Below are 22,441 nucleotides of genomic sequence, written 5' to 3' on the forward strand. Positions count from 1 at the left end.
TCCTACGAAAGAGCGCGGCGCCCGCCGCTCACCTCTCATTCACTGGCATAAAACCCTTCCGCCCCTGCAGATTGCCGAGACGATCGAAAACCAGAATCTCCAGCTCCACATCCGCTCCCTTCAACGCCCCGGCCGCCGTCTTCCAAGCGCCCGCCGCCACCGCGTCGCCGATGGCCACCCCCTCCGCCCCGGCCAGCGAAAACGCCCCGGCCACGGTGTTGGCCTTCCGGATGGCATCCGCCAGCGCCGCCGACCCGCCTGCCGCGATCGCTGCCGCCGCCAGCGCGTCCAAGTCGGCCGCGCCGCGCTTCGAATGCACGTCCAGCATGCCCTGCGCCAGTTTCGTCATCTTGGCGACGCCGCCGGCGATGGTGACGCGCGCCACCGGATGCGCCCGCACATATTTCAGCATGCCGCCGACGAAGTCGCCCATGTCGATCAGCGCCACCTCGTGCAGGTCGTGGAACTTCTGCACGGCGGCTTCGGTGGTGTTGCCGGTCGAGCCGGCGATGTGGGTGAGCCCCATGGCCCGCGCCACGTCGATGCCGCGATGGATGGAGTGGATCCAGGCCGAGCAGGAATAGGGGATGACCACTCCGGTCGTGCCGAGGATGGAGATGCCGTGCAGAATGCCGAGGCGCGGATTGAGCGTCCTTTCGGCCAGCACGGCACCGTTCGGCACCGACACCTCGACCTCGATGTCCGCCCCCTCGCCCGCCGCCTCGCGGACCGCCTGGGCGATCATCTTTCGCGGCACCGGGTTGATCGCCGGCTCGCCGACGGGGATCGGCAGGCCCGGCCGCGTCACCAGCCCGACCCCCTCGCCGCGGCGGAAGGTGACGCCGGAGCCGGCGGCGCCGCGCCGCGCGGTCGCCTTCACCAGCGCGCCATGCGTGACGTCGGGATCGTCGCCGGCGTCCTTGACGATGCCCGCCGTAGCCTCGCCATCGCGCACCTCGGTCGTCGCCAGCGCGAAGGCGACGCGCCGCCCGCCCGGCAGGCCGATCTCGACCGGATCGGGAAAATCGCCCGTGGTCAGCGCCGCGCAGGCGGCCTTGGCCGCCGCCGCCGCGCAGGCGCCGGTGGTCCATCCGCGCCGCAAGGGGCGATCTTCCGTCTCCATGATGCCGTCTATAGGCTTGCGGAAGCCGGGCGTCATCGTCCAAAGCGACACGCATGACGCTCGCCGACGCCCTCACCCGCCTCGATTACCGTCCGGCCGGATTTTTGGCCGGCCATGTCTGGCTGGCCGGAGCCGGGCCGGGCGATCCCGGCTGCCTGACGCTCGACGTGCTGTCGGCGCTGACACAGGCCGACTGTGTGGTCTACGACGCCCTGGTCTCCGACAGAATCCTGGCCGCGGCCGGCCATGCCGAGCTGCATTTCGCCGGAAAGCGTGGCGGAAAGCCGTCGACCGAGCAGGAGGACATCACCCGCCGGCTGATCGACTTCGCCCGCGCCGGCCGGCGTGTGCTCAGGCTGAAGGGCGGCGACCCCTATGTGTTCGGGCGCGGCGGCGAGGAGGCGCTGGCGCTGGTGCGCGCCGGTATCGCGTTCCGGGTCCTGCCCGGCCTCACCTCCGCCTTCGCCGGGCTGGCCGCCACGCGCATCCCGACCACCATGCGCGGCATCAACAAGGCCATCATCCTGGCCACCGGCCACGCCGCCGGCACCGACGAGGACCTCGACTGGGCCGCGCTGGCGAAAACCGGCCAGCCGATCGTCATCTATATGGGGCTGAAGAACCTGCCGCTGATCGCCGCCGCACTCCAGTCCGGCGGCCTGCCGGCCGACACGCCGGCCGCCGTGGTCCAGCAGGCGACGACGCCGGACGAGCGTGTATTGACGGCGACGCTCGCCACGCTCGCCGAGGAAGCGGAGAAGGCCGGCATCGGTGCGCCGGCGCTGATCGTGGTCGGCCATATCGTGTCGATGCGCGCCGCGCTCGCGGGCCTGCCATGAGCGCGCGCGGGCTGATCGTCGGGGCGCCGCGCTCCGGCTCGGGCAAGACCAGCGTCACCATCGGTCTTCTGCGCGCGCTGAAGCGGCGCGGCCTCGCCGCGCGCGGCGCCAAGTCCGGTCCCGACTACATCGACCCGGCCTTCCACGAGGCGGCCACCGGACTGCCGGGCGTCAATCTCGATTCCTGGGCGATGCCGCCCGCGCTGCTCGACACGCTCGCCGCTGAAGCGGGGCGCGACACCGACATCGTCGTGATCGAAAGCGCCATGGGGCTGTTCGACGGCATCCCGGCGCCGGCCGGCCAGTCGGGCTCGGCCGCGGATCTGGCCCGCCGCTACGGCTTGCCGGTGCTGCTGGTGCTCGACGTCTCCGGCCAGTCCGAGACGGCGGCGGCCGTCGCCAAGGGTTTTGTCGCCTACGACCCGGCGGTGCGGATTGCCGGCGTGGTGCTGAACCGCGTCGGCAGCGAGCGCCACAAAAAACTCGCTGGCGACGCCATCGAGCGGCTCGGCCTGCCGGTGGTGGGTTCGATCCTGCGCGATCCCCTGGTCACCATCCCCGAGCGCCACCTCGGCCTGGTGCAGGCCTCCGAGCACGCCGACCTCGACGCCCATATCGATCGTCTCGCCGACGTGATGGAGCGCTCGCTCGACATCGGCCGGATCGCCGGGATGGCGGGGGCGTTTGAGGTTCGGTCGGCGCTTGTCGCAGCCCCCTCTGTCCTGAGCTTGTCGAATGGGCCGGACATCTCCCCCGCAAAGGGGGAGATTGGCAGCTTCGCCCCCGCCACTCCTCCTGCAACGCTGGCGATTGGCGAAGGCGTGGCGGCAGGCGCAATCTCCCCCCTTGCGGGGGAGATGTCCGGCAGGACAGAGGGGGGTGCGACGAGCGCCGACCGAACCTCATCGACGAAGCTGCCCAGTCGGGGACAGGTACTGACAACCACCGCCCTGCCCCCGCCAGGTCAGCGCATTGCGCTGGCAAAGGACGCCGCCTTTACCTTCCTCTATCCGCATCTTGTCGCCCAATGGCAGGCGGCCGGCGCCGAGATCCGGCCGTTCTCGCCGCTCGCCGACGAGGCGCCGGACGAGAGCTGCGACGTCTGCTGGCTGCCCGGTGGCTACCCGGAACTCCACGCCGGCCGGCTGGCGGAAGCGGAAAACTTCGCCGCCGGCATGCGCCGCTTCGCCGCGACCCGCCCTGTCCATGGCGAGTGCGGCGGCTTCATGGTCTTGGGCGAAACGCTGGAGGATGCCGACGGCGTCACCCACACCATGCTCGGCCTGCTCGGCCATGCCACCAGCTTCGCCAAACGGCGCATGAATCTGGGCTACCGCCAGGCAAGACTGCTCGCCGACTGCCCGATCGGCGCGGCCGGCACGCTGGTTCGCGGCCACGAATTCCACTATGCCCGGCTGGTCGACGCCGGCCCCGACCAGCCGCTCGCCGAGCTCTTCGACGGCCAGGGCGCACCGCTCGGCGCCTTCGGCGGACGCCGCGGGCTGGTCACCGGCACATTCTTCCACGCTATCGCGAGGGCGGGATGATGATTTTCGGTGCAGGCGCATGACCCTCTCCCCGCAAATCCTGCTGCGCGACGTCGGCCTGTGTGTCGCCTTCTTCACGCGCCTGCCGATTCCCGCCTTCGATGCATCCGACCGCAGCCTGTCGGCGGCGTTCTGGGCCGCACCCGTGGCCGGCTGGGCGGTGGCGCTGATCGGCGGCCTGGCCTTCGCCCTGGCGAACGCGCTTGGCCTCGCCGCCGGCCCGGCGGCCGCGCTGGCGCTCGCCGCCACCATGCTCGCCACCGGCTGCCTGCACGAGGACGGGCTTTCCGACACCGCCGACGGTTTCGGCGGCGGACTCACAAGAGAGAGAACCCTGGAGATCATGCGCGACAGCCGCATCGGCGCCTTCGGCGCCTGCGCGCTGGCCCTGTCGATCCTGCTGCGCTGGAGCGCGCTGAGCGAACTGGCCGGTCCCGGCGCGGTGTTTGCGGCGCTGATCGCTGCGCATGGCGCCTCGCGCGCCTTGCTGCCGGCGCTGCTGCGGCTCGTCCCCCCTGCCCGCAGCGACGGGCTTTCGGCCGGCGCAGGCGCCGTCGAAGCCCCGGTCGCCAACGCGGCGCTGCTGCTGGGCGCCGCCTCGCTGCTCGCCCTCGGCCTCGCCGGCGCCGTCGCCGTCGCGCTGCTGCTCGCCGCCGCCTTCTTCCTTATGCGGGCGCTCTGCCTGAAGAAGATCGGCGGCCAGACCGGCGACACGGCCGGCGCCCTGCAGCAGGTTGCCGAAATCCTCGTCCTTCTGGCCGCTTCGGCCGTCTTCTGATCAACGGAGCCTTTCCGATGAAATTCGCTTCCTTCGACGCGCTGCGGTCCGCCTGCCAGGACCTGCCCGCCGGCAGTCCCGCCGCGGCGGAGGCGGTCGCCCGCCGCCAGGACACGCTGACCAAGCCGCAGGGCAGCCTCGGCCGGCTGGAGACGCTGGTCGCCTGGCTGGCACGCTGGCAGGGCCGCGACACGCCCGGCCTCGACAGGGTCAAGGTGCTCGTCTTCGCCGGCTCGCATGGCGTGACCGCCCAGGGCGTGTCGGCCTACCCGGCAGAGGTCACCGCGCAGATGGTCGCCAACTTCGCCGCCGGCGGGGCGGCGATCAACCAGCTCGCGCGCGCCGCCGGCGCCGAGCTCGACGTCATCGCGCTCGACATCGAGCGTCCGACGGGCGACTTCACCCTGCTGCCCGCCATGAGCGAGGAAGAGTTCCTGACGGCGGTCGGGCGCGGCTACGAGTCCGTCGAGGCGGGAACCGACCTCGTCTGCCTCGGCGAGATGGGCATCGGCAACACCACCGCCGCGGCGGCCATCGCGTCCTCCCTTTTCGGCGGCATCGATCAGTGGGTCGGGCGCGGCACCGGCGTCGACGACGCTGGGCTCGGCCGCAAGATGGCGGCGATCGAAGTCGCCGTAAAGCTGCACGGCGAGGTCCTGCACGACCCGCTGCGGGCGGCCGCCGCCGTCGGCGGCCGCGAGCTCGCCGCCATCCTCGGCGCGACGCTGGCGGCGCGTCACAAAAACGTTCCGGTGCTGCTCGACGGCTTCGTCTCGACCGCCGCGGCGGCGCCGCTGATGCGGCTCCACCCGCATGGGCTCGACCATGCCGTCGCCGCCCACTGCTCGGCCGAGGCCGGCCATCGCGGGCTGCTCGCCGCCATGAACCTGAAGCCGCTGCTCGACCTGGGCATGCGGCTCGGCGAGGCTTCGGGCGCCTGCTTAGCCGTCAACATCCTGCGCTCGGCGCTCGCCTGCCACACCGGCATGGCGAGCTTCGCCGACGCAGGCGTTTCGGAAAAGGGCTGAGGCGGAACCATCTCAGCAGGCTTCGCGTTCGGGGAAATATCTCCCCTTTCGCAAGGACATATGATGGCTTCCCTTTCCCGTTTCCGCGACGATGTGACCGACGACCTCGAGGCCCAGATGGCGAAGCTGCAGAAGGAGGTCAGGTCGCTGCGCAGGGCGTTGGGCAAACGCGGCTCGGCGGCCTATGACGACGCCTACGAAACCGCGTCCGACCTCTATGAAGGCATCTCCAGCCACATCGGCGACGCCCTGCCGGTGATTCGCGACCGCTCGCGCGCCGTCGGCCGCGCGGCATCGGATCATCCGGTGACGACCGCGGTCGTCGGCCTCGCGGTCATCGGCCTGCTCGTCGGGCTGTTGGCCCGCCGATAGGGCCGGCGCTGTCTCTACCCCGTCTAGCCGCGCCTGGACCACCGAAGGCCGTCCGCGCCAACGCGCGACGGCTTTTTCGCATGGCTGGAGTTCCGCCGACGCAGCCTCGCTCCTCGCCGCGCATGGCCCGAACCTCTGGCCGACTTGGCGCTATGCAGCCCTGAAAAGTCGTACTATATGACTTTCAAACGGCAGAGGCCGGTAGCGAAACGAGAGGGCCGGCGCGCGTCGCCGGAAAGACGAATGGCGCTGAGGCTGGTTCAACTCATCCATCAGGGCGAGCGGCGCGTCGCCGCCGTGGACGATGCCGGCGATGCGCGGCTGGTCGGCGGCGTGGCCTCCACCTACGAGCTCGCCTGCAGGGCGATCGAGGACGGCGTTTCGCTCGAGGCGACGGTGGCGGGCCTGCCCAGGGGGCCGGAGGTCGATCTTGCCGCCGCGCTTGCCGAACGGCGCGTGCTTGCTCCCATCGACCATCCCGATCCGGCGCATCTCATGCTCGCGGGTACCGGCCTCACCCATCTCGGCTCGGCCGAGGGCCGCGACAAGATGCACAAGGCGGCCGCGTCGGCCGAGAAGCCGACCGATTCCATGCGCATGTTCCTGATGGGCGTCGAGGGCGGCAAGCCGAAGCCGGGCGAGGTCGGCGCGCAGCCGGAATGGTTCTTCAAGGGTGACGGCCTGAGCGTGATCGCGCCGGAGGCGCCGCTTGTCTCGCCGGCATTCGCCGAGGACGGCGGCGAGGAGCCGGAAATCGCGGCGATCTACGTCATCGGTCCCGATGGGACGCCGTTCCGCGTCGGTTTCTCTCTCGGCAACGAGTTTTCCGACCACATCACCGAGCGCCACAACTATCTCTGGCTGGCGCACTCCAAGCTCAGGCCGGCCTCGATTGGCCCGGAACTGTTGACCGGCCCGCTGCCCGGCCATGTCGAAGGCTTTTCGCGCATCCGCCGCGGCGGAAAGGTGATCTGGGAAAAGCCGTTCCTGTCGGGCGAGGACAACATGTCCCACACCATCGCCAATCTTGACCACCACCACTTCAAATACGATCTGTTCCGCCGGCCGGGCGACGTGCATGTGCATTTCTTCGGCACCGCCACCCTGTCCTTCTCCGACGGCATCAAGCCGCAGGACGGCGACGTGTTCGAGATCGAGGCGAAGCCGTTTACCCTGCCGCTGCGCAACAGTCTGGCGACCGACCAGCCGAAACCGGTGGCGGTGAAGGCGCTGTAGGATCGCACAGATGACCCCGATCCGCATCGCCATCGTCGGCGTCGGCAAGATCGCGCGCGACCAGCATGTGCCGTCGATCGCCGCCAGCGCCGATTTCGAGCTGGTCGCCACCGCCAGCCGTCACGGCAGCGTCGACGGGGTCTCGAGCTATCCCGATATCGAGACGCTGCTGGAAAAGGTCGATGACCTCGACGCCGTCGCGCTCTGCATGCCGCCCGGACCGCGCCACGCCGCGGCACTGACCGCGCTGCGCGCCGGAAAACACGTGCTGCTCGAAAAGCCGCCCGGCGCGACTTTATCCGAGTTGGATGACCTCGTCGCCCTGGCGGCGGGACAGCGCGTGTCGCTCTTCGCCACCTGGCATTCGCGCTTCGCCGCCGGCGTCGCCCAGGCGAAGCAGTGGCTGGCCTCCAGGAATATCCGGTCCGTGCGCGTCGACTGGAAGGAGGACGTGCGCAAATGGCATCCGGGCCAGGCCTGGATCTGGGAACCGGGCGGCTTCGGCGTGTTCGATCCCGGCATCAATGCCCTGTCGATCGTCACTGAAATCCTGCCGATGCCGATCCATCTGACGGCCGCGACGCTGCAGTTCCCCGAGAACCGCGCCCAGCCGATCGCCGTGGAGCTCACCTTCGCCGACGCAGCCGGCGAGCGCGCCAGCGCCACCTTCGACTGGCGCCAGACCGGCCCGCAGACCTGGGATATCCGCGTCTCGACCGACGACGGCGATCTGCTGTTGCAGTCGGGTGGCGCCCGGCTCACCATTGACGCCAAGATGGTCGTCGATGGACGCGACGAGGAATATGCCGGCATCTACAGGCGCTTCGCCGGATTGATCGCGGCGCGCGAAAGCGACGTCGACCTGCGGCCGCTGCGCCACGTCGCCGACGCCTTCATGGTCGGCCGGCACGCCTTCGTCGAACCGTTCGAAGACTGATACAAGCCCAGGAAACACCCGAGGACTCCAAGCCATGAGCAAGCCAGGAAACGGAGCGCACAAACCCAACGGGACGAGGCCGCTGCGCCGGTCGCAGGCCTGGTTCGACAACCCCGGCAACCCCGACATGACAGCGCTCTATCTCGAGCGCTACATGAATTTCGGCATCAGCCAGGAGGAATTCCAGTCGGGCCGGCCGATCATCGGCATCGCCCAGACCGGCTCCGACCTGTCGCCCTGCAACCGTCACCATCTCGACCTCGCCAAGCGCGTGCGCGAGGGCATCCGCGAGGCCGGCGGCATCGCCCTGGAATTCCCCGTCCATCCGATCCAGGAGACGGGCAAGCGCCCGACCGCCGGGCTCGACCGCAACCTCGCCTATCTCGGCCTGGTCGAGGTGCTCTACGGCTACCCGCTCGACGGCGTGGTGCTCACCATCGGCTGCGACAAGACCACGCCCGCCTGCCTGATGGCGGCGGCCACCGTCAACATCCCGGCGATCGCGCTGTCGGTCGGGCCGATGCTCAACGGCTGGTTCCGCGGCGAGCGCACCGGTTCCGGCACCATCGTGTGGAAGGCGCGCGAGCTGATGGCAGCGGGCGAGATCGACTATGCCGGCTTCGTCAGCCTGGTCGCCTCGTCGGCCCCCTCCACCGGCTACTGCAACACCATGGGCACGGCGACCACGATGAATTCGCTGGCCGAGGCTTTGGGCATGCAGCTTCCCGGCTCGGCCGCCATCCCGGCGCCGCACCGCGACCGCCAGGAAGTGGCCTATCTCACCGGAAAGCGCATCGTCGAGATGGTGGACGAGGACCTGAAGCCCTCTGACATCCTCACCCGCGACGCCTTCATCAATGCCATCCGCGTCAATTCGGCGATCGGCGGCTCGACCAACGCGCCGATCCATTTGAACGGCCTCGCGCGCCATGTCGGCGTCGAGCTCACCATCGACGACTGGCAGACCTATGGGGAAGAGATTCCGCTGCTGGTCAACCTGCAGCCGGCCGGCGAATATCTCGGCGAGGACTATCACCACGCCGGCGGCGTGCCGGCCGTCGTCAACCAGTTGATGAGCAGGGGCCTCATCAACGAGGACGCGCTCACCGTCAACGGCAAGACGATGGGCGAGAATTGCCGTGACGCGAAGATCCTCGATGAGAAGGTGATCTGGCCGATCGACCGTCCGCTCAAGGAGCATGCCGGCTTCCGCGTTCTGCGCGGCAACCTGTTCGACTCGGCGATCATGAAGCTCAGCGTCATCTCGCAGGAGTTCCGCGACCGTTATCTCTCCAACCCCAAGGACCCCAATGCCTTCGAGGGGCCGGCCGTGGTGTTCGACGGACCGGAGGACTATCACGCCCGCATCGACGATCCGGATCTCCATATCGACGAGACCACCGTGCTGTTCATGCGCGGGGCCGGTCCGATCGGCTATCCGGGTGCCGCCGAGGTGGTGAACATGCGCGCGCCCGACTATCTTTTGAAGCGCGGCATCCATTCGCTGCCCTGCATCGGCGACGGCCGCCAGTCCGGCACGTCGGGTTCGCCCTCGATCCTCAACGCCTCGCCGGAGGCGGCGGCCGGCGGCGGGCTGGCCATCCTGAGGACCGGCGACCGCGTGCGCATCGACATCGGCAAGGGCACCGCCGACATCCTCGTCCCAGACGAGGAACTGGCGCGCCGGCGCACCGAGCTCGAGGCCTCCGGCGGCTACAAATACCCCGACCACCAGACGCCCTGGCAGGAGATCCAGCGCTCGATGGTCGGCCAGATGGAAACCGGCGCGGTGCTGGAGCCGGCGGTGCGTTACCAGCGCATCGCCCAGACCAAGGGCATTCCAAGGGACAATCACTGAGGTGGACGACCGCAGATGACGGGAACGCGGCAGCAAGGGACGATCGCCATCCGTGACGGGGGTGTCGGCCGCTGCCGTTGTTTTCCCGTTTCCCGGCGGGATTCTACACCGCAGGAGTCTCTCTTGTCCGGCAACCATGCTCGGGGCGGACCGCGCCGCCCCCACGAACCCCAGCCAGACCACGCCCGGGAGGCTCGCTAAAGCAACCGATGGGCCTGCTCCAGACAGTGATCACCGGCCAGCGGTCGCGCAGCAACCACGCGCACATCGTCGACTCGCTCGGCCTCGACATCGTCTCCGGCACCATCCCCACCGGCTCCACCCTGCCCGGCGACACCGAGCTGATGGCGCGCTTCGGCGTGTCGCGCACCGTGCTGCGCGAGGCGCTGAAGACGCTCGCCGCCAAGGGCCTGATCGTGCCGCGCGCCCGCATCGGCACCCGCGTCACCAGCCGCGAGAGCTGGAGCCTGTTCGACGCCGACATCCTCAACTGGCACTTCGAGGCCGGCATCGACGACGCCTTCCTCGTGCACCTCAGCGAAATCCGCCTGGCCTTCGAGCCCTATGCCGCCGGTCTCGCCGCAGAGCGCGCCTCGGCCGCCGACGTCGCCCATCTCGAACGCCTTGCCCTGGACATGGGCAAGGATGGCCACAGCGCCGAAAGCCACGCCATGGCCGACCTGAAGTTCCACCTCGCGGTGGCGGAGGCGTCGCGCAACCCGTTCATGCGCTCGGTCGGCAATCTGATCGAGGCGGCGCTGGTCGGTGTCTTCAACCTGTCCTCGCCGACCGCCGACATCAGCGAGGTGCACCGTGCCTCGGCCTCCCACCACCGCATCGTCGAGGCGATCCGCGCCCGCGACGCGGCCGCTGCGCGGGCCGCGATGGAGGCGGTGATCATCACCGGCGTCGAGCGGGTGCGGCTGGCGCTGCGCCGGCGCCAGTAGGTCAGGTCAGGGCGTGGAGACCGGCGGCTCGGCCTTGTGCCGCCGGCCGGCCAGGTTGAGCAAATTGCCCGCCAGGATCAGCACGGTTCCGAGCACCGTGAACAGGTCGACCTTCTCCGCATAGGCGAAGTAGCCGAGCGCCGCCGTCGCCGGCACGCGCATGAAGTCCATCGGCGTGACCACCGTGGCGTCGGCATGCACCAGGGCGCGCGCCATGCAGTAATGCGCGTAGGAGCCGCCGAAGGAGATCACCACCAGCCAGGGCCACAAACCGATCGACGGCGTGCGCCACACCAGCAACGCCGGCACGAGCCCGATCGCCGACTGGATGACCAGCATCCAGAAGATGATCGCCACCACCGATTCGGTGCGCGTCAGCGATTTGGTCATGGCGAAGGAGATGGCGAAGGCGACCGCGGCCCCCAGCACGATGAGCTGGCCGACCTGGAAGCTTCCGGCGCCCGGCCGCACGATGACGGCGACGCCGATCATTCCGAGCACGATCGCGACGATCTTTGCCGGCGTCATCCGCTCGCCGAGAAAGGTGACGGCCAGCAGCGCCGTCCAGATCGGCATGGTGAACTCGATGGCGATGAGCTGCGCCAGCGGGATCATGGTCAGCGCCACCAGCCAAGAGAACTGACCGGTATAGTGGGCGACGTTGCGGCCGATATGCTGGAGCGGGCGCGCCGTCGCCATGGCCCGCAGCCCGCCGAGCCGGCGCACCAGCGGATAGAGCAGGACGAGGCCGATCAGCGAGCGTATCTCCATGACCTGGAAGACGTCGAGCTCACGCGTGGTTTCCCGCCCGGCCCAGGTCATCAGGATCATGCAGCCCAGCGAGCAGCCCATCCAGAAGGCCGCCTTGAGGTTGGATTGCGTCTGCATGCAGCCCGTTTCGCAAGCCTTACGGGACGATGCAATCGCTAGTGGCGAACAAGCGCTGGGCCAGTCGGAGGACAAAGCCGCCGGCGGCTCGCCTCCCGTCAGATCGATGCGCCGCCGCATCGTGGTAAACCAAGCCTTAAGCGATTCCGGCGCATGATCGGCGCATGGTTGGATTCATGCTTCCACGACTGCGATGGCTGGTGATCGGTGCGCTCGCCGCCGGCGCCTGGGCGATGACCCAGGAGCCGCCGAAGCGCGAGCACTGGCAGCGCCAGCGCACCGGCGAGAGCGCCTCGGTCGAGAAGAGGAAGCCGACGGAAAGCACCCCTGCCCTCGCCGCCGCGCCGGCGCCGAAACCCTCGCCCATGGTGACCAGCTCGATCCCGCGGCCGGAAAGGCCGGTGGCGCGTGCCGAGGCCGAGACGCTGCGCACCACCGAGAAGGTGCGCCTGCGCAAGGAGGCGAGCACGGCGAGCCCCGTGGTGGCGATGCTCAAGGCCGGGCAGGCCCTCGAGGCTACCGCCACCGACGGCAAATGGCGCAAGGTCGCGGTGGACGGCATGGTTGGCTGGGTGCACAGCGACTACCTGACCGCCCGGGGACCGCGGCCGACGACGGAAATGGCCGCCGTGCCGCGACCAAGGGCCGATGTGGCGCCGATCTCCGAACCGGCGGCGGCCGTCCCTGCCGCTGCGTCGCCGGCCGACAAGTCGATCTGGGGAGCGATGAGACCTGCCCGTGCGCCGCAAGGCGGCGACTGCCAGTGCCCCTACGACATCATGCTCAACGGCCAGCAGTGCGGCGAGCGCAGCGCCTATGCACGCGGCAAGGGCGCGGAGTGCTATTTCTGAACGTCCCTGCGGGGCGATCCCGAGACGGACGGCCGCGCCTCACCCTTCCGCGATCTCGTCGAGGATGCGCTGGTGCAGCGCCGCGGCCGCCGGCGACAGCACCCGGTTGCGCACCTTGATCAGGCTGTAGGGCTGCACGACGATGTCGAAATCGATCGGCAGCACGTCGATCGCCCCGCCGAGCCCCTGCTCGCCCCGGATGAAGCGCGCCACCTCCACCGACACCGGCGCGATCGCGTCGGACTGCGCCACCATGACCAGCGTGAGCAGCAGCGAGCCGGTGTTCAGCACCCGCTCCGGCAGCGGAATGTTGCGGCTCAGGAAGATGCGCTCGAGCGTACGCCGCAGCAGCGAGCCGGCCGGCTGGAACACCCAGTCGTAATCGGCCAGCCGGTCGGTCGGCACGGTGCCGTCGCCGGCCAGCGGATGGCCGCGGCGCACGATCAGGCAGGCCTTCTCGATGCCGATCTCGCGGCTCTCGAACTGGCGCGGGTTGAGGTCGTCCGGGATTCGCGCGATGATGAAGTCATGGCGCGAGGCGAGCAGCTCGCGCGCCAGCACCGGGCTGGTGTCGACCTGGATATTGACCTCGAGCCGCGGGTTGTCGGCGCGCATCTTGCCGATCGCCGGCACCGCGAGCTCTATCGCCGGCGCGGTCACCGCGCCGAGGAAGACCGAGCCGCCCTTGCCCGAGCGCAGGTCCGAGATCTCGCGGTCGACCTCCCTCAACTCCAGCAGGATGGCGCGGGCGCGCCGCGCCAGCGCGCGGCCGTAGGCGGTGAGCCCCACGCCGCGCGACAGGCGCTGGCAGAGCGGCGCCTTCAAAATCCCCTCCATCTCGGCGATCATGCGCGAGGCCGCCGGCTGCGACATGCCGAGCACCTGCGCGGCGGCGCTCACCTGGCCGTGGTCGTCGAGAGCCACGATCATGCGCATGTGGGCGAGCTTCAGCCCGCTCCTGAGCAGCGTGTCGGCGCCGACCACCGGCATGTCGGCATGGTATGTCGGATGGTGGTCCGGACCGGCATCCTGCATTCGCATCCTCCTGTTCTGCGCACGCCACGATATACCAGACTGGATATATCTTTCGTCATAATTCTGATTTGACAGTCATATCGAATTGGACACAGTGTCAGGCGGTCTCGGGCCCTCCCCTGACGGGCGTTCGAGTGCGCCCTGACGAAGGGCCGGAGGGAGCGGGAGGACTTCGGAACAGCATGCGACTGACCCCTGGGGCCGCCCCACATGAGCGACCGCGCGCCGGCTGCGCTCGATTTGGACAAGGGAGAACAACACCGTGAAGATCATCAAGACATTGGTCGGCGCCCTGGCGATAAGCCTGGCTGGCCTGACCTTTGCCGCCCACGCCCAGGACAAGGGCCTGGTCGGCATCGCCATGCCGACGAAATCCTCGCTGCGCTGGATCAGCGACGGCAACGAGTTGAAGGCCGCGCTGGAGGCCAAGGGCTACACCGTCGACCTGCAATATGCCGAGGACGACATCCCCAACCAGCTCGCCCAGATCGAGAACATGGTGACCAAGGGTTCCAAGGCCCTGGTGATCGCCTCGATCGACGGCACGACGCTGAGCCAGGTGTTGCAGCAGGCGAAAGACAGCGGCGCGATCACGGTCGCCTATGACCGCCTGATCCGCGAAAGCCCGAACGTCGACTATTACACCACCTTCGACAACTTCAAGGTTGGCGTGCTGCAGGCCGAGTCGATCCTCAAGGGCCTCGGCTACCCCGAGAAGCAGGGTCCGTTCAATATCGAGCTGTTCGGCGGCTCGCCCGACGACAACAACGCCTTCTTCTTCTACGACGGCGCCATGAGCGTGCTGCAGCCGCTGATCGACAAGGGCGTGCTGGTGGTGAAGTCAGGCCAGATGGGCATGGAGAAGGTAGGCACGCTGCGCTGGGACGCCGCGGTCGCACAGGCCCGCATGGACAACATCCTGTCGGCCAACTACTCGGACGGCAGCCGCGTCGATGCGGTTCTGGCGCCGTATGACGGCTTGTCGCGCGGCATCATCTCGTCGCTGCGCGGCGTCGGCTACGGCTCGGCCGACCAGCCGTGGCCGATCATCTCCGGCCAGGACGCCGAGACCCCGTCGATCAAGGCGATCATCACCGGCGAGCAGTATTCGACCGTGTTCAAGGACACGCGCGAGCTGGCCAAGGTGACTGCCAATCTCGTCGACGCCGCTCTCTCCGGCGGCAAGCCCGAGATCAACGACGAGAAGACCTACAACAACGGCGTCAAGGTGGTTCCGTCCTACCTGCTCGTCCCGGTCTCGGTCGACAAGTCGAACTATGAAGAGATCGTCGTCGGCTCGGGCTATATCAAGGCCGAAGACCTGAAGTAATCGACATCGCCTTCTCTCCGGCTGCGGGGAGAAGGCGGCCCGGCCGGATGAGGGGCGGCGCCAACTCTGCCGCGTTCGGGTCGCACCTCATCCGCCTGCCGGCCTCCTTCCCGCGACAGCGGGAGAAAGGGCTTGCGGGGCCTGCCGGCCGCGCATCGTCGGCCGTAGGATATTGCGGGCTCTTGAGCTATTCTCTGTGGCCGACTATCGGCGGCCAGGCATCGAAGACGATCATCCATGACAGACACCATTCTGGAGATGCGCGGCATCACCAAGACGTTTCCGGGCGTCAAGGCGCTCGAAAACGTCAACCTGAAGGTCCGCCGCGGCGACATCCACGCCATCTGCGGCGAGAACGGCGCAGGCAAATCGACGCTGATGAAGGTGCTTTCCGGCGTCTATCCCTTCGGCAGCTATGACGGCGACGTGCGCTACGAAGGCAATGAGTGCCGGTTCCACGGCATCCACGATTCCGAAAAGGTCGGCATCGTCATCATCCATCAGGAACTGGCACTGGTGCCGATGCTCTCCATCGCCGAGAACATGTTCCTGGGCAACGAGCAGGCTAGCGCCGGCGTGATCGACTGGAACCGGACCAAGCGGCGCGCTTCCGAGCTGCTGCGCAAGGTCGGGCTGCGCGAGGACCCCGATACGCTGATCACCAATATCGGCACCGGCAAGCAGCAGCTCGTCGAGATCGCCAAGGCGCTGGCCAAGGACGTCAAGCTGCTGATCCTCGACGAGCCGACGGCATCGCTGTCCGAGAAGGACAGCCAGGCCCTGCTCGACCTCCTGCTCGAATTCAAGACGCAGGGCCTCACCTCGATCATGATCTCGCACAAGCTCAACGAGATCAAACGCATCGCCGACCGGATAACGGTGATCCGCGACGGCCAGTCAATCGAGACGATGGACAAGGCCGACATCACCGAGGACCGCATCGTCACCTCGATGGTCGGACGCACGCTGGAGAACCGCTATCCCAGCCGCACGCCCAAGATCGGCGAGACCATTTTCGAAGTGAAGAACTGGTCCGTCTACCACCCCCAGCACCCCGAGCGGCAGGTGATCAAGGGCATCAACCTGCATGTGAAGAAGGGGGAGGTGGTCGGCATCGCCGGCCTGATGGGCGCCGGGCGCACCGAATTCGCCATGAGCGTGTTCGGCCGCAGCTATGGCATCAACGTCACCGGCGAGGTGTTCCTGCACGGCAAGCCGGCCGACACCTCGACGGTGCACCGGGCGGTCGCCAGCGGGCTCGCCTACGCCACGGAGGACAGAAAAGTCTACGGCCTCAACCTGATCGACCACATCAAGCACAACGTGACGATAGCCAACCTGCCCGGTGTTTCGAAGTCGGGCGTCATCGACGACATGGACGAGCTGAAGGTCGCCAACGAATACCGCAGGAAGACCAATATCCGCTCCTCCAGCGTCTATCAGATCACCGGCAACCTCTCCGGCGGCAACCAACAGAAGGTCGTGCTGTCGAAATGGCTGTTCGCCAATCCCGACGTGCTGATCCTCGACGAGCCGACGCGCGGCATCGACGTCGGCGCGAAGTATGAGATCTACACCATCATCAACAGGCTTGCCGGCGAAGGCAAAGGCATACTGGTCATCTCCTCGGAGATGCCGGAACTGCTCGGCATCTGCGACCGCATCTACGTGCTGAACGAAGGGCGCATCGTCGGCGAGCTCGCCGGCCACGAGGCGAGCCAGGAAAAGATCATGCGGGCGATCGTCCGCGGAGAAGAGAAGGCAGCGTCATGAGCACCGAGACCGCCGCACCGCCCGCCAGCGCCGCCAAGGCGACCGTCCAGGACGCCGTCAGGGAGAATCTGCGCGAATACGGCCTGGTGATCGCGCTGATCGCGATCATGGTGTTCTTCTGGTACATGACCAACGGGGTGCTGTTCTATCCCGTCAACCTGACCAACGTCGTCCTGCAGAACTCCTACATCATCGTGATGGCGCTGGGCATGCTCCTGGTCATCGTCGCCGGGCACATCGACCTGTCGGTCGGCGCGGTGGCCGGCTTCATCGGCGCCGTGGCGGCGATCCTGATGGTCGACTACGGCATGAACCCGCTGCTCGCCGGCCTCCTGTGCATCGCCTTCGGCGCGGTGATCGGCGGCATACAGGGCTATTTCATCGCCTATATGAAGATCCCGTCCTTCATTGTCACGCTGGCGGGCATGCTGGTGTTCAAGGGCCTGCTGCTCAACGTGCTGAGCGGCCGCTCCGTCGGCCCCTTCCCGCCACTGTTCCAGTTGCTCAGCGCCGGCTTCATCCCCGACGTGATCGGGCCCTTCACCCTCGTCGCGCCGACCCTCAACGCATCCGGCGCGCCGATGCCGGGAACCGGCATCGTGCTGCATTCGACGACCCTCGTCATCGGCGTCCTGATCGTGCTGGCCATGCTCTACCTGGCGGTGCAGAGCCGCCGCAGCCGCGAGAGCCACGGCTACGAGGCGGAACCGTTCGTCTTCTTCGTCATCAAGAACCTAGTGATCTCGGCGATTATCCTGTTCCTGATGTACAAGTTCGCCTCCTTCCGCGGCCTGCCCAACGTGCTGGTGGTGATGGGCGTGCTGATCGCGCTGTTCGTCTTCATCACCAAGCGCATGACCTTCGGCCGGCGCATCTACGCGATCGGCGGCAACCTCAAGGCGGCGGCGCTGTCGGGCATCAACACGGAGCGGCTGACCTTCCACATCTTCGCCATCATGGGCATGCTGGCCGCCCTTGCCGGCCTCATCTATTCCGCCCGCCTCAACATGGCGACGCCGAAGGCCGGCGCCGGCCTGGAGCTCGACGTCATCGCCGCCGTGTTCGTCGGCGGCGCTTCGGCGCTGGGCGGCGTCGGCCAGGTCACCGGCGCGGTCATCGGCGCCTTCATCATGGGCGTGATGAACAACGGCATGGGCATCATGGGCATCAATATCGACTGGCAGCAGGTCATCAAGGGCCTGGTGCTGCTCGGCGCCGTCGCCTTCGACCTCTACAACAAGAAGAAGGGATGAGCGGGAGCCGTCGACACGGCTCCTCCCCTGCCCTCCATCTCGACGCCGATTCCCGGCGCAGGGTCACCGCGCTCCGGGGCCGTCCACCCGGCTGGTCCTGTCGACGGCGATCATCCTGTCCGCTTTGGCCGACCCTTGCCGCGGCGCCGGCGGCCCTTCGACGAGCTGCATATAGCTGCCCCTCTTGAGCGACGCCGCATACCGGCCGGCCCACTTCACCCGCGACAGGTCGGCGTCGAGAACGTCGGCATTGACCAGGACTATCCCCTCGCCGCCGCTGTCGAAGCTGCCGACGAACCGATCGAGCCGGGCCCGCTGATCGATGACCACGGGCGTTCCCGACCGCACCGGCGCCGCCAGCGGCGTGGTGACCAGGTAAGACACACCGTTCTGGATAAGCGCGCGCGCAATAACCGTCTCGTCACCGATACTGATGGGGTCGCCGACATAGACGTCGTCCGCGCGCCCTTCGGGACCGGCATCGAAGGCTTTGATCGGAATGACGGTCGCACCGGCCGGGATATCCTGCGTGGTCTTGGTAGCCAGTGTCCTGCCGATGACCGTGACCGCCGTCTTGCGTGCGGAAGCCTGCGAACCGTCCTCCGCGTCGTCGCCGCGGCGCGTGGTCGAGGAGCCGAGTATCCGGCCGCCCTTGGAAAATTCGTACATCAGCACCCCGTCGCCGGCGACATAGTCGTAGACGAGATCGCAATTGCTGTACTCGACCTCGACCGCCCGCGTCGCGCCGAAGGTCGAGATCTTGCCGAGATCGATGCTGCCGAGGCAGCCGTTGAGCCAGACGCCGCGCACCGCGCTCGGTTTCATCGGCGGATATGACTTGCCCTCGGCCGCGTCGGCCTCCATTTCAAGGTGCATGCCCTCGCATTTGATGTCCCATTCAAGCTGGGACCTCAGTTTCATGTCGGTGCCGTCATAGACGAACCCGCTTCCGGAGACCGTGCCTATCCCCTTGACGTAGAAGCCGCCGAACCGGGCCTCGTCGTTCCGGTTGGACAGGCGGCAGCCGGTAGCGTGGATGAAGCCCAGACGGATGCCCTTGCCGATCGTGCCCTTCTGGCGCTCCACGGTCAGCATGTCGCAATAGTCGCCGCAGGAGACCGCGCCCCCGGTCGGAAGGCCCCTCGTTCTGACCGGGCCGACCCGCATCGCACCCGTAGACGCAAGGTCATATGGCCGAAGCAAGCCCCAGCCGTCGGCATTGTCCAGCTCGCTCAGAAAGGTGATGTCGAAATTACTGGGATGATAGGTTTCGAGCATCCGCGCATCTGTCTTGCTTGGATTGTTCCGATCGTCGAAACCGTCGGCCCGTGGGTCGTACTTGAAGCCGAAATGGCAAAGCAGAAGGATGTTCGTACCGACATTGGTTGCGCCGAAAACCCCGACATCGACCCTGCAGTCTTCAACATGGCCCATATAGGTGACCATGAGATTGGCTTGGGAAGGCTGTTCTCCTGCGAGGCGTGCCGCCCTGCAGAAAAGCACGTCAAGGTCGATGTTCTTCCGCAGCGGCTGCTCGGCTACGGTTCCGAATTCGCCGACGCGGACAGCGGTACCGAAGCAGCCCATGCCTCGCCCTTTGTTCGGCTTTACGGAGGTGGCCGCCCACTGGTCTATGAAGCGTATACCGATCAGGCCCGAGCCGGGTTCGAGCAGCACCATCCCGCTCTCGATGTACTGATTGGCGACCCCGTCCCAGGAATGTCTGCACCACAGGGTACTGGCGAAGCGCTGCTTTGCGATCCAGCGGGCTTTCGGCCGTATCTCGCCGTCGATGAAATAATCGCCGTCGAGCATCAGCGGCACTCGCCTCGCGAAGGCATGGGCGTCGGCTGCCTCGAAAGCGGCCCTGTCATTGGTGCCGCCTGTTCGAACAAAACCTCTCCTGCGCTCGGCGGAGGACGCGTCGAGCGGCAGGTCGTTGCGCAGCGTGTATGCCAGGTCGGCGAGCGCGCCAAAATGCTGTGGATAGACGTCGCCGTCCGGCAGCAACCCGGGCAGGTCCGGCAAAGCGGCTGCGCCCGAGGCCCCGGCGTAGCGAAACCCGCCCGCCGTGTAGGTCTGTCCGTCCTCCGGCACCAGCCCGCCAGCAAGCGCGGCGGCGAGGGCAGCGCGCGTCGGGAAGTCGCGCGCCGCAAACGCCAGCTTCGGTCGCATGACGGCAGCTGCGCCCAGCAGCCCAAGAAATGCTCTACGTTTCATCGCGCCCTCAGGCTTCTTGCTCAAAGCGTCATCATTATGGCGCATTACCCCGTGTACTTTTGACGACAATCGCCTAGGGTCCGTGCCCCTGTCAGCAACGGCCGATGTGAGGAAATGCCCATCTTTATGATTGCCTACGATTTGCGGGGGAAGCGCAAAGTCTACGAGGGATTTTACGACACGCTGAAGGTCCTTGACAGCCGATCACCTCTGAAGGCGGTCCAGTTCATCGAGACCGACAAGGACGCCGCGTCGCTGTTCATGGATCTGTCCGAGGGCCTTGAGCCGGAAGACCGGATAGTAGTAATGGAGATCAAGGACGGTGCCGATTGGTTCGCTTACGGCATATCCAATGAGAGGTGGCTAAAGGCAAAGTTGCCTCAATCGTGAGATTGACGCTTCGAAAAATGTCGGGAAGACTAAGCCTAAGGAACTTCCTCTCCAGATTGTCTGCAGGTTAGGATTGCTATTGCCGAACAGATGATTACCCCGTCGAATGGGCTGAAAGCGCGGCCATGCCGGCCCGTACCAATGAAGGAATCTCCATGATCTTCGCTGTCGACAATCTGGTGTTTCACCAGCAGGGGAACTCGACGACCCAGTCCGGGGTAGCGATCTACGGCACTCCGCTTCACTGCGAACACCCAGGCGAACTCGTCTCGCGATACGGTGCCGTCCCGCTGCCGGACTTTCTGGCTTCGGAAGCCCGCCGGTCGATCGGAAACTACGTCCTGGTCGACTTCGACCGCGGCAGGATCATCACGTCGCCGGGGTATTGCGGCGGTTACGGCTATGCCGGACATGGCGAGGCGGTCGCCTCGACCACGCTGGCTCCGGTGCTCGCCGTGCTGGGCGACCGGATCTCGATCGACTCCTATGCCATTTCCCTGTTCCTCACCCATGCTCCCAAGAGCGCCTACAACCAGCTGCCGATATCGACCCATTTCGAAGGCGTCTTCCGCATCCCGCCGGCCGCGCTCATAGAATTCCAGGGCGGAGAGAGGACCGTCTTCCGCTCCTACATCATGGACCGGCCGGACCAGCCGGCTTCCTTCGAAGCTGCGATCGAGGAGATCTCAGACTCTTTGGCGCGGCATTTCACACGCAATCGTATCAATCCGGTGCTGATGTTCTCCGGCGGCGTCGATTGCTTCACGATCTATCTCGGCCTTCGCGGCAAGATCCCCGAGTTCCGCTCGCTTACGGTCGAGCACAACACCGCCAATGGACCGGACAGGGCATTCGCCGTCGCCGACAAGGTCGGCATGGCGCTCGAACTCGTCAAGGAAACCTATTCCCAATCCGCCTTCGCCACTGCCGTGCTCGACAGCCGCATGGAAAAGGACATCATCTCGGGCCGCGGCCCCGCGGTCGCGATGATCGAGAAGGATTTCGGCGGAACCGTCATCCTCAACGGCCAGAATGCCGATGCTCTGGCGCACATCAACATGAACGTGCTCCAGAGCAATTTCGAGAAACCCCTCCTGTCGAACCTGAAGTGGGACCAATCCGAGAAGGACGAAGCCCTGCGACTTCGGCAATATGACGTGCTGTTCTCCAATCTCATGTTCACGCGGCCGTTCCTGGTCGACAAGCGGTTTCAGACCTATGTCGCCACAGCCGTGTCGAAGGTGACGAAGGGAACCATTCCTGACCCGGAACCCGGCCCCAACGGCATCCTTCGCGGCATGATCTCCAGCCAGTACCCGAACCTTCTCCCGAAGATGGCCGCGCCGGTGGACCAGGTCGCCAGCCTTCAGAAGGAAGTGGATTTGTTCAAGGCGTTTGCCGGCCCGGCAATGAAGGACATGGAGACTGCCGTCCAGCTGATCCGCTACTACACCTATGCCGCGCTTTCAGCCAAGCGGCTTTCCACCTTCGCCAATCCGGACGGCAGCCGCTGCGAACTGGTGATCCAGAGCGGTCCGATCCTTTCCTATTTCCTCGGCCGGCAGCGCAAGCTGGCCGACGCGGCTTCCCCCAAGGCGGAGCTTTACGCATACGTCCGCAAGAAGACCGGAAAGGCCTATAGCGCTCTGGCCAAGCGGAGCCGCCCGAACTTCGATCAGCGCAAGCTGGACAAGACTGTCGCCGACCCGCTGCTTGTCAGAAATATGGACTGGCTGAACCCTGCGGCGTCCTCCATCCTGCCGAGGATCGCAGACCAGAAGGTTCGCGAACATATCGCCGGAATCTATCGTCACGTCGCCGAAACGGCAAAACCGGACCATCCGAACGTGACATTGTTCAGCCAAACCAGAGGCCGCTATATCATCAACCTGGAAAAGCTCGTCCGCCACGCGTCGAGCAAAGGCCAGGACATCGCCACCAAGGGTGATGGAGTGCCGGCTGCCCGCCCCGCACCAGCCAAGCGCGCTCGCGCGAGACGCGAGAAAACCTCCGTTTGAGATTGCCCGCTCGTGGCC

19 protein-coding genes are annotated in these 22,441 nt (G+C 66.9%); 15 read left to right on the plus strand and 4 right to left on the minus strand.

The features are described 5' to 3' along the window. Positions 1-28: 28 nt before the first annotated feature. The gene (locus AC5JDC_RS13630; RefSeq protein WP_495841871.1) at positions 29-1,123 is read right to left on the minus strand and encodes a cobalt-precorrin-5B (C(1))-methyltransferase; all 1,095 of its coding nucleotides are present in this window, start codon (positions 1,121-1,123) and stop codon (positions 29-31) included. A gap of 53 nt (positions 1,124-1,176) precedes the next feature. Here AC5JDC_RS13630 and cobA point away from each other — a divergent pair, with 53 nt between their 5' ends. The 9 genes from cobA to AC5JDC_RS13675 all read left to right on the plus strand — a co-directional run bounded on the left by cobA (position 1,177) and on the right by AC5JDC_RS13675 (position 10,665). Then, positions 1,177-1,962, plus strand: a complete 786-nt coding sequence (cobA, locus tag AC5JDC_RS13635) for a uroporphyrinogen-III C-methyltransferase (protein ID WP_495841835.1) — start codon at positions 1,177-1,179, stop codon at positions 1,960-1,962. After that, the gene (locus tag AC5JDC_RS13640) at positions 1,959-3,509 is read left to right on the plus strand and encodes a cobyrinic acid a,c-diamide synthase CobB (RefSeq protein ID WP_495841837.1); all 1,551 of its coding nucleotides are present in this window, start codon (positions 1,959-1,961) and stop codon (positions 3,507-3,509) included. Before cobA ends, AC5JDC_RS13640 begins: the two co-directional genes overlap by 4 nt. Positions 3,510-3,528: 19 nt before the next feature. Next, a complete protein-coding gene (locus AC5JDC_RS13645; protein WP_495841839.1) occupies positions 3,529-4,287 on the plus strand; it encodes an adenosylcobinamide-GDP ribazoletransferase in 759 nt (252 codons plus the stop codon). Positions 4,288-4,304: 17 nt separating this feature from the next. Continuing rightward, the gene (gene cobT / locus AC5JDC_RS13650) at positions 4,305-5,315 is read left to right on the plus strand and encodes a nicotinate-nucleotide--dimethylbenzimidazole phosphoribosyltransferase (protein ID WP_495841841.1); all 1,011 of its coding nucleotides are present in this window, start codon (positions 4,305-4,307) and stop codon (positions 5,313-5,315) included. 63 nt (positions 5,316-5,378) lie between these two features. Then, positions 5,379-5,687, plus strand: a complete 309-nt coding sequence (locus AC5JDC_RS13655) for a hypothetical protein (protein ID WP_106774479.1) — start codon at positions 5,379-5,381, stop codon at positions 5,685-5,687. 243 nt (positions 5,688-5,930) lie between these two features. Beyond that, complete coding sequence (gene araD1 / locus AC5JDC_RS13660) at positions 5,931-6,923, plus strand: AraD1 family protein (RefSeq protein WP_495841843.1); 993 nt, start codon at positions 5,931-5,933, stop codon at positions 6,921-6,923. A 10-nt stretch (positions 6,924-6,933) separates the two neighbouring features. Further along, positions 6,934-7,860 (plus strand): Gfo/Idh/MocA family protein, encoded by a 927-nt coding sequence (locus tag AC5JDC_RS13665; protein WP_495841845.1) that lies wholly within the window; start codon positions 6,934-6,936, stop codon positions 7,858-7,860. A 34-nt stretch (positions 7,861-7,894) separates the two neighbouring features. Then, positions 7,895-9,718: an IlvD/Edd family dehydratase gene (locus AC5JDC_RS13670; protein WP_495841847.1), complete on the plus strand. Its 1,824-nt coding sequence runs from the start codon at positions 7,895-7,897 to the stop codon at positions 9,716-9,718. Positions 9,719-9,927: 209 nt separating this feature from the next. After that, positions 9,928-10,665, plus strand: a complete 738-nt coding sequence (locus AC5JDC_RS13675; protein WP_495841849.1) for a FadR/GntR family transcriptional regulator — start codon at positions 9,928-9,930, stop codon at positions 10,663-10,665. Positions 10,666-10,671: 6 nt separating this feature from the next. Here the strand turns inward: AC5JDC_RS13675 and AC5JDC_RS13680 are convergent, their stop codons facing one another. Beyond that, complete coding sequence (locus tag AC5JDC_RS13680) at positions 10,672-11,553, minus strand: DMT family transporter (RefSeq protein ID WP_495841851.1); 882 nt, start codon at positions 11,551-11,553, stop codon at positions 10,672-10,674. Between the two features lie 176 nt (positions 11,554-11,729). On the opposite strand from AC5JDC_RS13680, the gene AC5JDC_RS13685 reads away from it, so the two are divergent. Beyond that, positions 11,730-12,404: an SH3 domain-containing protein gene (locus tag AC5JDC_RS13685; RefSeq protein WP_495841853.1), complete on the plus strand. Its 675-nt coding sequence runs from the start codon at positions 11,730-11,732 to the stop codon at positions 12,402-12,404. 39 nt (positions 12,405-12,443) lie between these two features. On the opposite strand, the gene AC5JDC_RS13690 is transcribed toward AC5JDC_RS13685, so the two are convergent. After that, positions 12,444-13,394: a LysR family transcriptional regulator gene (locus AC5JDC_RS13690; RefSeq protein WP_245428567.1), complete on the minus strand. Its 951-nt coding sequence runs from the start codon at positions 13,392-13,394 to the stop codon at positions 12,444-12,446. 307 nt (positions 13,395-13,701) lie between these two features. Here AC5JDC_RS13690 and chvE point away from each other — a divergent pair, with 307 nt between their 5' ends. The 3 genes from chvE to mmsB all read left to right on the plus strand — a co-directional run bounded on the left by chvE (position 13,702) and on the right by mmsB (position 17,795). Continuing rightward, complete coding sequence (gene chvE, locus AC5JDC_RS13695; protein WP_495841855.1) at positions 13,702-14,769, plus strand: multiple monosaccharide ABC transporter substrate-binding protein; 1,068 nt, start codon at positions 13,702-13,704, stop codon at positions 14,767-14,769. A 237-nt stretch (positions 14,770-15,006) separates the two neighbouring features. Continuing rightward, positions 15,007-16,542 carry a multiple monosaccharide ABC transporter ATP-binding protein gene (mmsA, locus tag AC5JDC_RS13700; RefSeq protein WP_106774435.1) on the plus strand — a complete coding sequence of 512 codons (1,536 nt, stop codon included), beginning with the start codon at positions 15,007-15,009 and terminating at the stop codon, positions 16,540-16,542. Beyond that, positions 16,539-17,795 (plus strand): multiple monosaccharide ABC transporter permease, encoded by a 1,257-nt coding sequence (mmsB, locus tag AC5JDC_RS13705; RefSeq protein ID WP_106774434.1) that lies wholly within the window; start codon positions 16,539-16,541, stop codon positions 17,793-17,795. Before mmsA ends, mmsB begins: the two co-directional genes overlap by 4 nt. Positions 17,796-17,858: 63 nt before the next feature. Here the strand turns inward: mmsB and AC5JDC_RS13710 are convergent, their stop codons facing one another. Continuing rightward, the gene (locus tag AC5JDC_RS13710) at positions 17,859-20,039 is read right to left on the minus strand and encodes a hypothetical protein (protein WP_495841858.1); all 2,181 of its coding nucleotides are present in this window, start codon (positions 20,037-20,039) and stop codon (positions 17,859-17,861) included. A 102-nt stretch (positions 20,040-20,141) separates the two neighbouring features. On the opposite strand from AC5JDC_RS13710, the gene AC5JDC_RS13715 reads away from it, so the two are divergent. Next, a complete protein-coding gene (locus AC5JDC_RS13715; protein ID WP_495841860.1) occupies positions 20,142-20,405 on the plus strand; it encodes a hypothetical protein in 264 nt (87 codons plus the stop codon). Positions 20,406-20,560: 155 nt separating this feature from the next. Next, entirely contained in the window at positions 20,561-22,423 is a 1,863-nt protein-coding gene (locus AC5JDC_RS13720; RefSeq protein WP_495841862.1) for a hypothetical protein, read from the plus strand. Positions 22,424-22,441: the final 18 nt, after the last annotated feature.

The organism is Kumtagia sp. (assembly GCF_059502445.1).

Bases quoted from the DNA above. Each gene is read 5' to 3' on its own strand.
- AC5JDC_RS13630 (WP_495841871.1), bottom strand. From the start codon at position 1,123: ATGGAGACGGAAGATCGCCCCTTGCGGCGCGGATGGACCACCGGCGCC.
- cobA (WP_495841835.1), top strand. From the start codon at position 1,177: ATGACGCTCGCCGACGCCCTCACCCGCCTCGATTACCGTCCGGCCGGA.
- AC5JDC_RS13640 (WP_495841837.1), top strand. From the start codon at position 1,959: ATGAGCGCGCGCGGGCTGATCGTCGGGGCGCCGCGCTCCGGCTCGGGC.
- AC5JDC_RS13645 (WP_495841839.1), top strand. From the start codon at position 3,529: ATGACCCTCTCCCCGCAAATCCTGCTGCGCGACGTCGGCCTGTGTGTC.
- cobT (WP_495841841.1), top strand. From the start codon at position 4,305: ATGAAATTCGCTTCCTTCGACGCGCTGCGGTCCGCCTGCCAGGACCTG.
- AC5JDC_RS13655 (WP_106774479.1), top strand. From the start codon at position 5,379: ATGGCTTCCCTTTCCCGTTTCCGCGACGATGTGACCGACGACCTCGAG.
- araD1 (WP_495841843.1), top strand. From the start codon at position 5,931: ATGGCGCTGAGGCTGGTTCAACTCATCCATCAGGGCGAGCGGCGCGTC.
- AC5JDC_RS13665 (WP_495841845.1), top strand. From the start codon at position 6,934: ATGACCCCGATCCGCATCGCCATCGTCGGCGTCGGCAAGATCGCGCGC.
- AC5JDC_RS13670 (WP_495841847.1), top strand. From the start codon at position 7,895: ATGAGCAAGCCAGGAAACGGAGCGCACAAACCCAACGGGACGAGGCCG.
- AC5JDC_RS13675 (WP_495841849.1), top strand. From the start codon at position 9,928: ATGGGCCTGCTCCAGACAGTGATCACCGGCCAGCGGTCGCGCAGCAAC.
- AC5JDC_RS13680 (WP_495841851.1), bottom strand. From the start codon at position 11,553: ATGCAGACGCAATCCAACCTCAAGGCGGCCTTCTGGATGGGCTGCTCG.
- AC5JDC_RS13685 (WP_495841853.1), top strand. From the start codon at position 11,730: ATGCTTCCACGACTGCGATGGCTGGTGATCGGTGCGCTCGCCGCCGGC.
- AC5JDC_RS13690 (WP_245428567.1), bottom strand. From the start codon at position 13,394: ATGCCGGTGGTCGGCGCCGACACGCTGCTCAGGAGCGGGCTGAAGCTC.
- mmsA (WP_106774435.1), top strand. From the start codon at position 15,007: ATGACAGACACCATTCTGGAGATGCGCGGCATCACCAAGACGTTTCCG.
- mmsB (WP_106774434.1), top strand. From the start codon at position 16,539: ATGAGCACCGAGACCGCCGCACCGCCCGCCAGCGCCGCCAAGGCGACC.
- AC5JDC_RS13715 (WP_495841860.1), top strand. From the start codon at position 20,142: ATGATTGCCTACGATTTGCGGGGGAAGCGCAAAGTCTACGAGGGATTT.
- AC5JDC_RS13720 (WP_495841862.1), top strand. From the start codon at position 20,561: ATGATCTTCGCTGTCGACAATCTGGTGTTTCACCAGCAGGGGAACTCG.